The 16,297-nt window shown below is 57.5% G+C and carries 11 protein-coding genes; 3 read left to right on the top strand and 8 right to left on the bottom strand.

The features are described 5' to 3' along the window. Nucleotides 1-173 precede the first annotated feature (173 nt). The 8 genes from BMZ35_RS14340 to BMZ35_RS14305 all read right to left on the bottom strand — a co-directional run bounded on the left by BMZ35_RS14340 (nucleotide 174) and on the right by BMZ35_RS14305 (nucleotide 13,139). Nucleotides 174-6,629 carry an AAA family ATPase gene (locus tag BMZ35_RS14340; protein WP_093094556.1) on the bottom strand — a complete coding sequence of 2,152 codons (6,456 nt, stop codon included), beginning with the start codon at nucleotides 6,627-6,629 and terminating at the stop codon, nucleotides 174-176. A 31-nt stretch (nucleotides 6,630-6,660) separates the two neighbouring features. Continuing rightward, a complete protein-coding gene (locus BMZ35_RS14335; protein ID WP_131814386.1) occupies nucleotides 6,661-7,599 on the bottom strand; it encodes a hypothetical protein in 939 nt (312 codons plus the stop codon). 54 nt (nucleotides 7,600-7,653) lie between these two features. Next, the gene (locus BMZ35_RS14330) at nucleotides 7,654-7,890 is read right to left on the bottom strand and encodes a hypothetical protein (protein WP_093094554.1); all 237 of its coding nucleotides are present in this window, start codon (nucleotides 7,888-7,890) and stop codon (nucleotides 7,654-7,656) included. A 51-nt stretch (nucleotides 7,891-7,941) separates the two neighbouring features. Next, nucleotides 7,942-9,399, bottom strand: coding sequence for a hypothetical protein (locus tag BMZ35_RS14325; protein ID WP_093094553.1), 1,458 nt, complete (start codon nucleotides 9,397-9,399; stop codon nucleotides 7,942-7,944). A gap of 69 nt (nucleotides 9,400-9,468) precedes the next feature. Beyond that, complete coding sequence (locus BMZ35_RS14320; RefSeq protein WP_093094552.1) at nucleotides 9,469-9,819, bottom strand: DDE-type integrase/transposase/recombinase; 351 nt, start codon at nucleotides 9,817-9,819, stop codon at nucleotides 9,469-9,471. Between the two features lie 276 nt (nucleotides 9,820-10,095). Beyond that, on the bottom strand, nucleotides 10,096-11,610 hold the full coding sequence (locus BMZ35_RS14315; protein WP_093094551.1) for a tripartite tricarboxylate transporter permease: 1,515 nt from the start codon (nucleotides 11,608-11,610) through the stop codon (nucleotides 10,096-10,098). A gap of 4 nt (nucleotides 11,611-11,614) precedes the next feature. Beyond that, complete coding sequence (locus tag BMZ35_RS14310) at nucleotides 11,615-12,097, bottom strand: tripartite tricarboxylate transporter TctB family protein (RefSeq protein ID WP_093094550.1); 483 nt, start codon at nucleotides 12,095-12,097, stop codon at nucleotides 11,615-11,617. 55 nt (nucleotides 12,098-12,152) lie between these two features. Then, nucleotides 12,153-13,139 carry a tripartite tricarboxylate transporter substrate binding protein gene (locus tag BMZ35_RS14305; RefSeq protein WP_093094549.1) on the bottom strand — a complete coding sequence of 329 codons (987 nt, stop codon included), beginning with the start codon at nucleotides 13,137-13,139 and terminating at the stop codon, nucleotides 12,153-12,155. Between the two features lie 107 nt (nucleotides 13,140-13,246). Between BMZ35_RS14305 and BMZ35_RS14300 the strand changes: the two genes are divergently transcribed. Genes BMZ35_RS14300 through BMZ35_RS14290 form a run of 3 tightly spaced genes read left to right on the top strand, consistent with a single transcriptional unit; the run spans nucleotide 13,247 to nucleotide 16,258 of the window. Then, complete coding sequence (locus BMZ35_RS14300) at nucleotides 13,247-13,912, top strand: response regulator transcription factor (RefSeq protein ID WP_093094548.1); 666 nt, start codon at nucleotides 13,247-13,249, stop codon at nucleotides 13,910-13,912. Then, nucleotides 13,905-15,272, top strand: a complete 1,368-nt coding sequence (locus tag BMZ35_RS14295; RefSeq protein WP_093094547.1) for a sensor histidine kinase — start codon at nucleotides 13,905-13,907, stop codon at nucleotides 15,270-15,272. The genes BMZ35_RS14300 and BMZ35_RS14295 overlap by 8 nt, the downstream gene beginning before the upstream one ends. Further along, nucleotides 15,251-16,258 carry an ABC transporter substrate-binding protein gene (locus BMZ35_RS14290; RefSeq protein ID WP_093094546.1) on the top strand — a complete coding sequence of 336 codons (1,008 nt, stop codon included), beginning with the start codon at nucleotides 15,251-15,253 and terminating at the stop codon, nucleotides 16,256-16,258. Before BMZ35_RS14295 ends, BMZ35_RS14290 begins: the two co-directional genes overlap by 22 nt. Nucleotides 16,259-16,297: the final 39 nt, after the last annotated feature.

Below are 16,297 nucleotides of genomic sequence, written 5' to 3'. Positions count from 1 at the left end.
TGTCAGACGGTTTCGAATGCGTCTGAGCTTGGACAGTAAAGCTGCGTTTTACTCCGCACAAAGCTGGCGCCACTCGGCGATCGCCGCACCATTGATGAGCACGAGTACCCCGCCCAAAGGCCAGCTTCAGATTACCCTGCCACCCAAGTGGCAGCGTCGAACCATCTTCAACCCTACTTCTGCGTCAACGTATCCGCGCCCTGCCAATCTTTTTCTGCTCCGCTGACTGCCAACTGCCGTGAACGTTCGGCCATCCACGCTGCAGCCGAGTCTCGAGGATACCTGTCGGACAAGTCGCGAAAGGCCAACTGCGCCAGACCAAACTGGGCATTGCGGAAATGCTCTCCCGCCGCTTCAAAGGCACTCCGCGTCTCTTGTTTCATGCGAATGTCCGGCACGATATCACCTGCAAATATCTCGAACACATCCATGGCATTGGACTTTCCAGCCATTCGCACGCGTGTCATCTTGCGACATTCGGCGCGCACATTTTCTGACAAAGCGGAGACGACCACGCCCGAGGCCGCGATGGATATTCCACACTGCGCCGTCAAGGTTTCGAGTCTTGCGGCGACATTCACCGTGTCCGACACGACATTGCCGTTCAACCGGTACCTGTCCCCAAGGATACCCATGATCAGATCGCCGGAATGCAGCCCGATCCCGGTACCAACTGGTGCCAGGTTGAGCGCCGCGCGGTCAACATTGATGCGGCGTAGCTCTCGCTGAATTTCAATTGCCGCGTTGCACGCATCCTGCGGTTCGTTTGGAAACAGAGCCATCATGCCATCTCCAAGAAATTGCGCGACCACCCCTTTGTGTTCCTGCACAATAGGCCCGATCCGACGGAAGTATTCGTTCAAGAACTCGAAGCTCTCATGCGGTGTCATGTTCTCCGCAATTGTCGTGAACCCGCGAATGTCGGTGAACATGATCGTCATGTTGCGCGAAACGTTGTCACCCAAATCAATGTCAAGGATGCTATCCCGTTTCAGAAAATCAAGAAACTCGACCGGCACAAAGCGTTTATAGGCATTGGACACCCGTGTCAGAGACAGGTGAGCATGCATGCGTGCTGAAAGCTCGTCACGCGAAAACGGTTTGGCAAGGTAATCCGTTGCGCCCGCTTCGAATCCGGCACGCAAATCCTCAAGCCGGTTCTTGGCCGTCAGCATTACAATTGGGAGGCGCGATGCCGGATGCGTTTCACGCAACCTCGCACAGACTTCGTAACCCGACATACGCGGCATCATCACATCAAGAAGAACGATATCCGGCTCGTACCCGTCAGCGACCAGCTTTAGTGCTGTTTCTCCATCACTTGCGGATTGGGTTTCGAACCCCTCAAGGGACATGTAGTTTTCAAGAACCTGAAGGTTCACTGGATCATCGTCCACCAGCAAGGCCTTGTTGCGACGTTTCTTGCCAATGTTCTGTGACGGCCGCAGAATCACGTCTGCCATGTAAGAGCCCACATCAACGATCGGCCGAGAGACTGTGTCACCTCCGGCGTGTTGCGCAACTGCCTCTTCTTCCGTCGCAGGCAGGTCTACCCGGAACTGTGCGCCCTGACCAAAGGTCCCAACTTCCGTGATTTCGCCGCCTTGCAGTTTTGTCAGGCGCTCGACTATGGCGAGCCCCAACCCGAGTCCCCCTTGTTCACGGCGGGACGAAGCATCGACCTGCTCGAACCCACGGAATATCTGTGTCTTGCTTTCTTCGGGAATGCCCGGCCCATCATCTGCAACAATGATCTCCACGCGATCGCCTTTCGCGACGCACCCCATCCGTACTGTACCACCGGGCGCAAATTTGACGGCGTTGTCCACCAAGTTGAACAAGATCTGCTGCAACCTGTTTTCGTCCGCGAGCACGTTGGGCGCGTTCTGCGGCACTTCGTTGACCAGCGTCACTTCCGCGCTCCGCGCGCGGTTGTCCATCAAGGCAAAAACGACGTTGATGGCTGAATGAAGATCTAGTGGAACAGCCTTTAGGTCGATCTGCCCGTCCTTGAGCCGCGAGAAATCCAGAATATCATTGACCAAGTTGCTCAACCGCCGCCCCGAAGTAACGATCAAATCCAGAGTCGCCCGTGCCTGATCAGGAATGGGCCCGTTGGCACCGCTTAGCATTCCATCCGCGAGACCGATAATCCCATTCAAGGGCGTACGCAGTTCATGGCCCGTATTGGCCAGGAATTCGTCCTTCGCCTGGTTGATCTTTGCCAACTCGCGTGAAGCGCGTTTTTCAACTTCCAGGGCCTCTTCCTGTCGCGCATAAAGCAGCGCGTTGGTGAGCGAAATCGACGCCAGCGTCATGATCGTTGACAGGATTTCCCGACGGGCGGGGGTGAACACACCTTTGGCCAGAGTATTTTCAAGGTGCAGCACTCCAAGCACCTCGCCCGACCCGATGATCGGCATCGTAAAAAGGGATTTCGGCGCGTTGCGCTGTACATAGCGGTCGCGCTCATAACCCGGAGCTGTACTTGCGTCTGCCAGAATCACGGAGGTTTTCATCGCCTCGACACGGGCCACAAGGTCTTTGGGGTGTTTCTGATCTGAAAGTTCGCCAAGAGGGAGGTTCGGCTTGATGAGCGTCACCGAAACATCTCCGTGCGACGTATCTGCACTCGCCGCGAGAACCAGACGGCCGTCCCTGCGCAGGAAAAGTTCACCAAGATTCGCACCTGCATTTTCTACGGCAATTGCCAAAAGTCTTTTCAGCAACGTGTTTACGTCCGTGATCTCCAAGATCGCCTGGCTGGTCTTGACGATGGTCGACAAATCCAGTTCGGACGGTTGCCCGATCATATCAGCAGTAGTCGCGATCACTTCCAGTTCAGGGTGCTGGTCCAACAACTCATCACATTTCGACTGGGCACCCCATTTGTCATAGGCATTCAACGCGCGCCGCAGCCACATTTCACGGGCTGTCTTGTCATCCAACTCCTTCGCGGCCTGGGCTGCACATTCGCATCCGATTCCGACATAAGACCAGATCCCTGCCTCCTCGGCGCGCTCAACGGCTTCGGTGACATAAAGCAGGCCGGTCTCCGCGTTTCCCTTCTCCCGCTCGGCCTCGCCAAGCAACAAAAGATACTGAAAGCTGTGATTGGTCGGAAAATGATCCTGCAACCTCTTGAGCGCCTTGAGGTGTTTACGTAACCGCAATCTGCGTTGACGGTGACTCAAGCCAAGCGATACGGATGGCGGACGCGTTATGCATAACCCAGACAACAGGTGATAATCGACAAACTCGGGGCCCAGCGTCGTGAACCCCTCTTCGGCCAGCAAACTGGTGTAAAGGTTACGAACGACCTTCCAGTCGCCATAGATATGGGTCAGCAGCATTTCGGTGGTCAGAAAACTGCCCACCGCTGCCTCGCCCGCCATTTCACGCCACAGCTCACTATCCTGTTTGGACCACGCCCGGTCCTCGACGCTGCCCGTCAGCCGTTGCAGCGCCCGGCGGTAAACAGACGTGATATCGTTCAGTACTTCGTGTTTGAGACGTTTCTGGTACCGATCGAACTCGTCAAGCTCCGCCAATAGGTTGGATAGTGGCTTGCAGCCAACCCAAGTGTACTTCAACAAGCCGTAGTAAAAGTACCCCACATATTCCAGATCTACCGCCGACCAGCTGTGTCCGATGCCCTCGCCCAACAGGGCATGCAATTCGTCGTAATCCTTGAAATGCCATGCGACCACGACGCAGTAAGTATAATATAATCGTCCGCGCACCTGCGCAGAGACGTTCCGGCTTTCCAGTAGCGGGAAAAGGTTCGTGCCAATGCGAAATGCCCGGTCAACGGACTTGAATGCGATATACATCACGATGGCATAGTTCTGGATCGAGAAGATGCCCGCACTTGTCAAACCGTCTCGCAACGTGATCCGGAACATCCGAAGAGAGATAAGAACGAACAGGTCCTTGTTGGTCAGAAACGCTGGCGTCGAAACGATCATGAGCATTTCCATCAACTGCTCGGACGCTTCGTTCTCCATTTCCGGCAACGACGAAAAATCAAAGACATCATGCTTGCGCAAAGCCAGATGGGTCAACGCCAATTGCTGTCCGATCTTCGGGTTCAGCGGTGCGGACAGATTAATACCCAAAAGCTTCAACCCGGCGACCCCGAATTCCAACGCCTGCTCATAATCCGACCGGAATGTGAACAGCGTTACCAGCAACTGGTAGATCCGGGCTTTCTCACTAGGCGTGGGCAAGTTCTCGAGCAGTTCTTCAAAAAGCGGCCGCGCGGCATCGAAACCGGAAACAAGAAAAGTCATCTCCAGCATCTCCCGCCGCAGACGCGCCGTGATTTCGGGCTCGACATCCCAGTCGACTCCGCCGAGATCAGTTGAAATGCTCATTGCCACAGAGAGGTAACGATGCGCGGTGTCATAGGCCGCCAGAGCCTTGGCCCGGTATGCCGCCGCAAGCGAAGCACTGACAATCAGTCGGCCCACGGGGGGGTCTCGCAGGCGGTCAATGCCCCGATTTACTTGATCCAACGCAACGAAAAGCCGCTCATCAGTGTTCATGTCCTCCATGTCGCCCAACAAAAAGGACCCGATGCGATAGTGCAGCAAGGCGCGGTCTTCGTCAGGTGTCAAACGGTAGGCCGCGTCTCGCACCATGTCATGCGAGAAGCGGAACAACTCCTGCTGCGTTCCGTCACGCTCGAGGAAGCCTGCGTCCGCGGCTTCCTGCAACAAAGCCTCGATCTCGTCTTCACCCCGCTCGCTCAGCAACTGCAACGATTCCGGGGCCACATTGGTACCGAAGCAAGCTGCGTATCGCAGTATTTCCAATGCTGGCAGCGACAATAGCTCGATCCGCTCCGTCATAAGCAAAGCGACATCGGATTCGACCACGTGCTGAGTAACGGCGTCCATGCCCCAGACCCATCGCGCCGCCTCCATATCGAAACGGATTGCACCTTCTTGATAGAGCACAGCCAATAGTCGGCGCAGGTGGAACGCGTTGCCCTGGGTTTTGCCATGCAAAACGCGCGCCAGGTGAGTTACGACCGAACGATCCTCAAGCCCCATGGATTCGGCGATGATCTCGAGCGTATCATTCCCCTGAAGCGGGCGAATGTTCAGGGTTTCGCAAGGATAGCCAGCATCGACGAACGCGTCGATCAAACGTGCTGCCTTCTCGCCTGCTCCTTTCGCATTGTCGCGGTAGGCTCCAACGATCAGAAGATGAGACAGGCGCGCAGTGCGGATCATATCCTCAAGCAATGTTATGGATGCGGCTTCGGCCCAATGCAAATCGTCTAGAAACAGGATGACCGGGCTATCCGGGTCCGACATCGTTTCAAAGAAAGCCTGAATGGCCAGCCGGAAACGCTGATTGCGCTCCATCGAGTCAGCGTTCACCGGAGCGGAGATGTCGCCCGTCACCATCTTCAGCTCTGGCAGGAACTCAGCGATCACACCCAGGTTGTCGCCCAAAGCCTCGACGAGCCGCAAACGGTAGCTCTCCAGTTCCTCAGGGCCTTGCGACACCTTGAGCAGAACAAAGCTACGCAAGGCCTCGATAATCGCCAGATACGGCAGGCTCTGGATTTCCTCGTATTTTCCCGAAATGAACAGCGGCTGTGGTGCCGTCCCCCCGAGATCACGCAATTTTGCAGCGAGCGCCGATTTTCCCGTCCCGCTTCGACCGGCCAAGAGCACGCATTCCACGCCTCCGGCACACACCCGCTCAGCCGCCTCGTTCATGCGCCGCACTTCCCGCTCTCGGCCAAACAGGCGATCAGGGATATGAAACACCGAGTGATCATCCTGAGCGCCCAGAACAAATTCGGGGATATCGGTGTCCTGTTCAAAACACTCGACGCATCTTTTCAAATCACTCAAGAGGCCAAAGGCTGTTTGATACCGCGCTTCTGGCCCCTTCTCCAAAAGCTTGTGCACCAGTCGTGCCAGCTGGCGGGGCACATTCTTGCGCGCTTGCGAAAGCGGTCTCGGAGGGACGGCCAAATGCTGGTGCACCAGCTCCATTTCGTCCAAAGCGTTGAAAGGCGGAGCACCCGTCAGCATTTCGTAGAACACTACGCCCAGCGCATACAAATCCGCTCGCAGGTCTGCGACTGTTTCGATCCGCCCGCTTTGTTCCGGCGCTGAATAAGCAATATCTTCCAATGCGCGCCCGGCAATATCCGAAGGACGCCCGGACGGTTGCATCATGGAATCTGGATGCAACGCCAGCGTCACGGCACCGGTTTGCGGATGCACGTAAAGCGCCTCCGGCTTGATATGACCATGCGGGATGCGGCGATTGTGCAGGGATTGAACGGCACCGGCCATTTGAACGGCAAGCCCCAGGAATTGCCCTACCCGCAATCCCCCTCGCCCGGTCACCCGCGACAAGGGGTCTCCTGTGGGGCGCATCATCACGACCTGCGCAATATCGTGGTCCATGTCGAAATCGACCACCTGCGCAACCTGTGTTCCCGATAATTGCTGCAGGCCCGCCAGTCGCGCTTCTAGGCGCCGTTGCTGCAAGCGAGTTTGCGCCGGGCTTTGCCAGACCAGCAACGGTTCACCAGCTTCATCGCTTTCCGCCATGAACAGGCCGGACCTGACTGTTTTGTCCTGAATTGCGCGGATCACGTCAGTCTTCTCCGGTTGGTTTATCTCGATCTTAGACGGAATTACCTTGAAAGTCAGGCAAGTTAACCAAACTGAAATACGCTTTGGCCTGGATGTCGGCCGCTGCGGAACGCAAGCCAAGCTTCAAGTGGTTCAATCCAAAGTCGATCCGACCGCCTGTTCGTGGCTTGGCAAGAGTCCGGCGTGACATCGCCAAATGCAACGCTGAACCCGTATCCGGTGTACACAGCCCCTCTGCCTCAAGGCATCTTACAACACGTTCCGGATCGGTCAGCGCCGGATACCCCAACTCGAGTCCAACTGACGGTGCCACTCTTTCGTCCAGATCCAGATCAACACGGCAGGATGCATCTCCAGCGAGCTGTCGTGCCAAGTCCGAAACACGGACCAGCGACCGCGCATGTCCGGGCCACCCAATCCTCGCCAACATGGCGCAAACTTGTGAAACCTTGATCCCGTCCAGCACCAGTCTCAATTGTCTTCCCGAGCGTCCGGCCATGATCCCGGCTTGTTTCGGCGCAACCGGCTCGGGCAACTTCCGCATCAGGGTATCCAGGGCATCCCTTAGTGACACATCAAATACCCCCGCCAAGGCACGGGCCAAATCAAACCTCTCGGCGCGCGTCCTCAGATCCGGACCATGCGACACAAAGAAACTTGGGCGAGACGGTTCTTTCGCGCCAAAATCCACCTCGAGCCAGATCAGGCCCGCGTCCACAAGCGCCCCTTCTGCAGAGCGGATTACTTCCGCTGTTTGAGACCAGAACGGGTCCTCCGGCACAAAAGCTGCAAACCGGTCCAGCCCCCCATTTCCCCGGCTCAACACAAACGAATAATCGCAAATACCGCCGGCTTCGCCCAGCCGACATTCCAGAACGTGCCCTGACGCAACATCTGGCAGTGACGCCGCAAAGGCGGAAACGCTCCGTGCACATGCAGCCCCAATCAAATTGGGTCCAATCAAGCTCAAGGCGTCCTCGACATGGGACTGTGGGCAGATCATCCCGAACCGATCAGGCGCGGATCACCAAAGATAAGTACAGACGTTCGCGCCAACGAAATCGCTAAGTTCCTTGTCTTTCTTGGTGACAATCGCCTCCGCCATCGGTCCTGGAATATCAAGGTTGTCTTCGAGGTACTTTTGCGCAGCCGCTGTGCTTTGGCTGTAGATGTTCATGAATTCGGCCCTCATCGGCTCGTTCTCGAACAACTTCGCCACTGCCATCGTGGTGTAGTACGCAGGGGTGCCTTGTTCAGCCATGTCGTATTCCTCTCTTTGCCGGAGTTAAGGTGATGTCGTCAAACCTGTTTCCTAATTTCCCTGTACTGGAACGGACAGCGTGTTCACATCGCGTTCAAAAGTGAAGAGAAAATCATATACCCGCTTCTTGCCCGCCTCATCGGACGGTCCCGCATAGGAATGGCATCCGATACAGCTCGACGTGGTCTGGCTGTAGGATTCCATGGTGGAATTCGCCAGGATTTGCGGGATCAGCAACCCGTCATACGCCCCGCCCTGTCGCCATTGCGTGCCGATCAGATGGTAATTCTCGAACACCGAACCGGAAAAGAAATCCCACATCAGCTTGTTGATGCAGTGGAACTCCTGATTGGCGGGTCCGCACGGAGTTGCGGAATAGCCTTTGGCGCCGACCGGTCCGAAATAATAACCTGGTTCATAGGCCTTCGCGATCCGTGAAGGTTTCCCGACCAAAGCAGATTTCGGGGCAACGTTGATCTGTGCCGCACCCGAATGATTTTTTTTGAAGAAGAGCCAGTCAGGCACCTTTTCGCCAGACGGAGTGATCCCGGCATTGGTATCCCCAATCTGGTCCCATGTCGGTGCAACGTCCACATGTTCGAAAGTTCCCCACGCCCATTCAGGCATGGTTTCCGTTTTGTAGACGATGTGCATTCCAACAAGCGCAACCGGCTTCAATTGGCAATCGTGGATGCGACGCCCTTCCGAGATGACCGGCGTGATATAGGCCCATTGCTTGTGAAATCGTTCTGGGTCATCTGCATCGGTCAGGATTTTCCATGACGTTTTCAGGGCAATGGCGCCGCGACGCGCTGGATTGTCGGCGCCTTGGTCCCAACTCCCCATAGGCATGTCTAGTTTGCCATTCGCGGAAATGTACTGCTCCAGACTGCGCGGGTCCCAAAGCTTGTTTTCGACCACGTACTGGTAAGCCTGCCTATTGAAAATGATGTCATAACGCACCGGCTGGCCTGCCGCATCCAGCAGAGCATGCCCTTCGGGATTGAGATACTCGTTCAGCAATCTTGGAGGAACAGCCCTGGAGATCGTATCCGCGTATGCGACCTTGGCCATTTCGGCGTCCAGAATCAGTTCGCTGCAGGCTGCTGGAACGGCACTTTGAAGATCATCCCACCCCAAGGGAGGTTGTCCACCGCGAAAGATCTGCCTGGTGCTTTTCCAAGTTGCCCAAACCGGTGTCCAATCCCCTTGCCGGTCGGCATCCAGATCTGGAACACCAATGATCGCCTGTCCGTTTTCGTCCACGGTAACGGGCCAGTTCAAGGCCGAAAAAGCCCTCGATGAAAGCGGATCGACCTGCGTCGTCGTGGCGTAATTCACGTCACCCAGAAAACAGGCCCGCCACTTCGGATCGTCAAGGGAGATGTTGGCATTTTCACAGGCGCAGACGAGTTGATCCTGCCATTGGCAGTTCGCTTCATCAGCCCAAAGCGCATGAGTGAAAAGCACAAAGGTTGCGCTCAAGGCGAAACCCAAAATCCTCAACATCAGTTGATCTCCACAACACGATTTCAGCGGAAACATCGCGACCAATTAAATACTGTTGTTGCCCCGAGCCTAGCCCAGACCAACGATTCGCCCCAAGCACAGACTTTCTAGAACAGTGCAGCCAGACCCGTTCGAACTCGTCTCAGCTTGGGCAGGTTTACTGCCGACCCGCGTCCCGATTTCCTTCATTGCTGCGCCGTAATACCGAAGTCTATCCGTAACGATAACTTCGGGTCGCCCAAACCTACGCATTGATATCTTGAGGAATTTCAATGCTGCTTTCTTGTCCCGCGTCTTCGTCACATAGCATTCCAGGAATTCTCCCTCATGTATGACACCCCGCCAAGTGTGGTGCCGCTGGCCGGACATCTCCACGGACATCGCGTCCAGTTGCGAGCCCCAGTTGGAATGAGCCCGCAAGTGCTGCGCCCGCTTCTTGAGGATTTTCGAAGCAAACTTCGGGCCAGACCGTTGAACGCCACGCCCCGGCAACCGGTAATGTGGCCACCGTTGCCCCGGCCGCCGGATTGGAAGATGTGAGCAAGGCGGTCGAAGCCGCCGCCGCTACCATTCCGTTCTGACGCGCCGGTGCCGGTCCACAAGGCCCGGCAAAACAAGCCTTGGAAACACCCGAGATTCACGGAATGTCGACCTAATGAGACTCCATGTGCGAGACGGCAATTTTCTTGGCCTCTGTCAGTCCCCGTCGGCAACTCCCTGGGCACGAAGGCGGGCCCGCCGCGCCCGATAGCTGGGCAGCACAACCAGCAACGCGGCGATCACCAGAAGACCCAACGTCATGGGGCGCTCCCAAATGAACCCAATCCCGTCATAGAGCTGCATCGAACGCGCAAAATTGTCTTCCAGCATTCCCCCAAGGATGAACCCGATAAGCAACGGCGCAAGCGGGAAATCCGCAAAACGCAACGCCGTGGCACAGATCCCGAAAGCGACCAGCAACAAGAGCTCGGTTGCGTTGTTCTGGCCGATATAGGCCCCCATGAGCGTGAAGAACAGGATGAACGGGATCAGATAGTTGCGCGGGATCGACAGCACCTTGGCAATATAGGGGATCAGCGGCAGGTTCAGGATCAGCAGCACCAGGTTGCCGATGAACATCGACATGATGACAGCCCAGAATATCTGGGGCTCATCCAGCATCAGGCGCGGGCCCGGCGTGACATTCAGCGCGATAAGCGCGCCAAGCAGGATCGCGGTGGTGCCCGAACCGGGAATGCCCAGTGTCAGCAACGGAACGAACGACCCCGTGCAGGCTGCGTTATTGGCGGTTTCAGGCGCAGCAAGCCCCTTGATCGAGCCCTTGCCGAATTCTTCCTGCTCTTCCTTGGTGGCGATATTGCGCTCCACCGCATAGCCAAGGAAGCTGGCAATGGTTGCCCCGGCCCCGGGCAATACCCCGATGAAGAACCCCTGCAGGGATTGGCGTCCGATGACCGGCGCAATTGCCCTGGCTTCGGCACAAGTGATCCGCAGATCCTTGATCTCGCCATCCTGACTGTCTTGCGGCGTCTTTGGTTTCAGGACCAGGAACAACGCTTCGGGCAAGGCAAACATCGCCATTGCAAGCGTGATGAAGCCAAAGCCCGACTGCAGGTCCATGATCCCCATTGTGAAACGCGGCAGGTTGAACAGAGCGCCTTCCCCCACGGTGGCCATGATCAGGCCAAGAATGGTCATCATCAACGCCTTGGCGACCTGCCCGGTGCCTGCAAAAGCGGCGATCGCCGACAGGCCCACGACCATGAGCGCAAAGTACTCGGCCGAATGAAACAACAGCGCGACCGAGGACAGAGCCGGTGCGAACACCATCAGGAGCAAGGCGCCGATGCTTCCTCCGGCAAAGCTGGCAATCGCGGCAATCGTCAGCGCCTTGCCTGCCTTGCCCTGCTTGGCCATCGGATACCCGTCAAAACTGGAGGCAACCGTGCCCGCCACCCCGGGCGCATTGAGCAGGATCGAAGAGGTCGATCCACCGAAAATGGCGCCATAGTAGACACCAGCCAACAGAATAAGCGCCGCAGAGGGATCACCCATGGAAATGGCGACGGGGATCATGATGGCAATAATCGACATGGGGCCAAGTCCCGGCAACATGCCGATGAAAGTGCCGATCAGACACCCGCCGATCACCATCAGCAGGTTTTGCAGGGAAAACGCGGTTTGCAGGCCGATCAGAAGTCCTTCAAGCATCCCGTTATCCTCCGAAAAAGCCCGGCAGCGGGCGCAGGTAGATGCCAAGAACCTGTTGCACGAGATACCAGACGACCAGCGTGGCAAATACCGAGACAGGCACCATCACAAACCATTTGCGCTCCCCCAGAATGACCGAGCCAAGGATCAGGAAAGCAGTCGTTGAAAACAGGAAACCAAGCGGGCGCAGGCACAGCGCATACGCCACCATCAGCCCCAGAAGCAAAAGCGCCTGCCCCAGGTGATAGTCGCCAAGGCGGCGGTAATCGATGTCCGGCTCCGAAACTTCGCTCTTTTCCAGGCCAAACAGGATGATCAGCGCGGCAATCAGGCCGAGAACCGACAAGACCTTGGGAAAAGTGCTGGGCCAGATCGGGTTGCGTTTCATGAACGGGGCCAACCCGCCATCCATTGTGAACCAGGCCGCATATCCATAGGCCAGGCAAATCCCGACAAGAACCAACGCAATCCAGCGATCAAGTGCCATTGTCCCCTCCCTTTTTCAAATGGCAGAGCGGTCCCCCGCTCTGCCGATACCTGCTTCAGAGGAAGCCCAGTTTCTTCATCAGGTCCCCGATGACCTTTTCCTGGTCTTCCAGGAACGTTCTGAAGTCGTCGCCTGAATTGTGGATGTTGACCCAGCCGTTGCGCGCGCGAACATCTTCCCACTCCGGGGTGTCGTACATCTTGGCAATGGCATCCTGGTACACGGCCAGCTTGTCCGCCGGCAGGCCCGGCGCGCCAAAGAACCCGCGCCAGTTCACGAAGGTGGTGTCGATACCCTGTTCCTTCATGGTCATGGCATCAGGCGCCGCCGGCACACGATCCGCCGAAGTCACGCCGATGATCTTGACCTCCCCGGCATTCGCCAGGTCCACAGCCTCGGAAAAGCCGGTCGACAGGGCCGCGATCTCACCAGACAGCAAAGCTGCCATGGCTTTACCACCCGCGTCATATGGGATGTACTTGACAGCCAGCGCGTCCTTGCCTGCGGCTTCCATCACCATCGCGGCGACCAGATGGTCCATACCGCCGGGAACCGAGCCACCGCCGATGGCGGTGCCGCGCGGATCGGCATCAAATGCGGCCAGCAAATCGGCCATGGAATTGATCGGACTGTCCTTGCCCACCACGATGGCGGCATAGTCGCCAATCGTACCCGCGACCAATGTCAGGTCTCGGAAATTGTGCGGGAAAACGCCGGTCAACGACCGGATCACGATGGGGGTCGAATTGACCATCAGCGTCCCGTGGCTGCTTTCGGCGTTTTCGATCAGGTAGCCGATTGCCTTGCCGCCACCGCCACCGGACATGTTTTCATAAGACGCCGTGCCGACGATACCCGCCTTGGTCAACGCCTCGCCAGTGCCGCGCGCGGTTCCGTCCCAACCGCCACCGGCGCCGCCGGGGATCAAGAAGTGGATGCTGTCGAGCACCTTGTGTCCATCTGCCGAAGCCGGGGCTACAAACGCCATGGCCGCAACTGCGGCTGCCATCAGAGCGCGGCGGCCAAGTGAGAATGTCGTCATGGTTTCCTCCAAAATTTGACAACTGTCCGAAAGGCGGCTCAGTTGACCAAGCAAACCACAACAACCTGACATGGACCTGTCACGCTGAACCAAGGTGCCCAAAGCCGATGAAGTTTCTCTTGGTCGAAGATAATGCAGAGCTGGCAAATGCGATCTGCGCACGCATGCGCATGGATGGGCATGTTGTTGATCATGCTGACAGAATTCAGGATGCCTTCGCCTTTTCGGAAACCGGGGACTACGATCTGATCCTGCTGGATATCATGCTGCCCGATGGGGACGGGCGCAGCTTTCTCAAACAGCATCGCGACGGGCGCAAGGACACGCCGGTCATCGTTCTGACCGCCCGGTCACAGGTCTCTGACAGAATCAGCATGCTTGATCTCGGGGCTGACGACTATGTCACCAAACCCTTCGATCACGAGGAACTGCAGGCCAGGTGCCGGGCGGTTCTGCGGCGCAAGGCAGGCACCGGGCAAGGGGTGATCGAACTTGGCAATGTGCGCTTTGATCCCGTGGCAGGCAGCTTGACCGTAGATGGCAAGGCCATAACCCTGCGCAACCGCGAACTGCGCCTGCTGGAGCTTCTGATCAATGCGCCGGGACAAATCTTCCCCAAGCACAAACTGTTCGACCGGCTGTTTTCCTATGATGAGGATGTCTCGGAAAACGCGATCGAGGTCTATATCGGTCGACTTCGCAGGCATCTTGAACACGCGTCGTTGCGGATAACCACGCTGCGCGGTCTTGGTTACAGGCTGGATCATGAGTGACACTGTCAACGTCTCGGGGTCGCTCCGCACCCGTTTGACGCTGACCCTGATCGGCGGCGCCGCAGTGCTGACCGTTTTGGTCTTCGTCGTGATCCGGGGCTACGTGGCGCAGATTGCCCAGCAGGGGCAGGACAGCATTCTGGCGGCCTCGGTCAGCTCGATCCTTGACGCGGCAATTCTGCGCGAAGGTGCCGTCGAGGTCGACTTTCCATATGCATCCCTGTCCATGCTCAGCACGGATGCGGATGATCGGGTGTTCTATGCAATCTATCAGGACGACGGACTGCTTTCGGGCTATGACATCCTTCCCGAACCAACCGCGGTCTCAGGCGCGGCAACGGTGCATCGAACGGTTGATTTGGACGGCACGGCGATACGCATGGCCACGGCGGCAAGGACGCTGATCGGGGCAGACACGCGAACGATCGTGTCTGTTTCCATCGCCCAAACGCAGGAAGCCCTGGCCGTAACGCTGAACCGGATTTCCCGAAACGTCGTGATCTTCGGGGCCGGGTTCTTTCTGCTCACCGTGGTTCTGAGTTTCTGGGCCACATCGACAACAATCCGCCCCCTGCGCCGTCTGGCCAACTCGATCACGCGGCGCGGCCCGGATGATCTGAGCCCGGTCGCAGGCCCGGTTCCAAACGAGATGGCCCCGCTGGTTGCCTCGCTCAACCGATTGATGGGGCGGCTTGATACATCTCTCAAACAGTCCGAGGACTTCATCGCCGAGGCCGCCCATCGGGTGCGCACCCCTCTGGCAACGGTCCGGTCCCATGCCGAAGCCACGCTTCAACGGGTGGATCGGGATGAAAACCGGATGGCGCTACGCGCGATGATCCGGGCAATCGACGAAAGCTCGCGCGCGGCGGGGCAGTTGCTGGATCACGCGATGATCACCTTCCGGGCCGACCATTTGGAACGAGAGCAGGTCGATCTGCTGGAGATGGTTCGCGAACTGGTGATCCGCATGACCCCAGTGGCTCAAATGAAGGACATCAATTTGCATGTCACGGGCGTTGACAGCGTGGTTGCGACGGGGGATGCCATTCTGCTGCAAAATGCACTCCGCAACCTGATCGACAACGCGCTGAAATACTCCCCACCGGAAAGCGAGATCGCGATCCAGGTGATGGCGCATCCGAAACCACGCATTGAAATTCGTGATCAGGGACCGGGATTTCCGCCCGATGAAATCGACGATCTGACGACCCGGTTCTCGCGGGGGGATAACGCCAGGGGGATCATTGGCTCGGGGTTGGGACTCACCATCGCCCAGGACGTGGCAGAGGCCCATGGCGGCACACTCACCCTGTCAAACCTACCCGGAGGCGGCGCATGCGCAACTTTTTCGCTTTGATCCTTTGCCTGTTGCCGGTTCTGTCAGCTGCGCAGGACTGGGAGGATCGCCAAGTTTTCAAGGGGACCGCGCCAACTCAGACACTGCGCATCCTGTCCAGCACGGATACCGTGTTCTTTGCCCCGATCATTTCCGGGTTTCTGGCCGAGAACCCCACGTGGTCCGTCGAATACTTCGTGACCGGCACCGCCGAGATCACGGGACGGTTCCAGGCCGCGCCGGACACATTCGACATTGTCATTTCAAGCGCCATGGACCTGCAATTGAAGTTGGTCAATGACGGGTTCGCGCTTGAGGTTGGCGGTGTTGACCTTCCTGATTGGGCCCAATGGCGGCAACGCTTGTTCGCCTTTACCTCGGAACCCGCGACAATCGTCGTCAACCGCAATGCCTTTGCCGACAAGCCCATACCCCGAACCCGACAAGAGCTGATCCAGGTGCTGCGCGCGGCTCCCGAGACCTTTCGCGGCAAGCTGGGCACCTATGACATACGCCAATCCGGCCTCGGTTATCTTTTTGCCACTCAGGACGCGCGCGCTTCGGAGACTTTCTGGCGGCTCATGGAGGTGATGGGAAGCCTTGATGCGAAACTGTATTGCTGTTCGGGTGATATGATCGATCACGTCGCTTCGGGCGACCTGCTGGTGGCGTACAATGTACTGGGAAGCTACGCTGTCTCGCGTCAGAAGAGCGACAATCGTTTCGAGATCATTCGGCCTTCTGACTTCCCCACGACGATGATGCGCACTGGCTTCGTTTCTCGGCACGCGCCGCATCCCGGTGCGGCAAGCGACTTCTTGCGATACATGATCAAGGTTCAAACTGCGGCGCCCTCCGGCGGGAACTTTCCGCTGCCGCCTCTGGAACTGAACCCTGCCGGGGCAAACCCGTCGGTCATCAGTCTGGAACCGGCTCTGATGACCTATCTGGATCGCCTCAAGAGAAGCGTTTTCATCAAGGAATGGACGAATGCCGTCGTGCAATAGCAGGACTGGACATGGGTGATCCGGTCCTCAGGCGTGCTG

The sequence above is a fragment of the Shimia aestuarii genome (assembly GCF_900114635.1).
Taxonomy (GTDB): domain Bacteria; phylum Pseudomonadota; class Alphaproteobacteria; order Rhodobacterales; family Rhodobacteraceae; genus Shimia; species Shimia aestuarii.
Note: the sequence above shows the minus strand (reverse complement) of the source record. Positions and strands in the feature narration are given on the sequence as shown.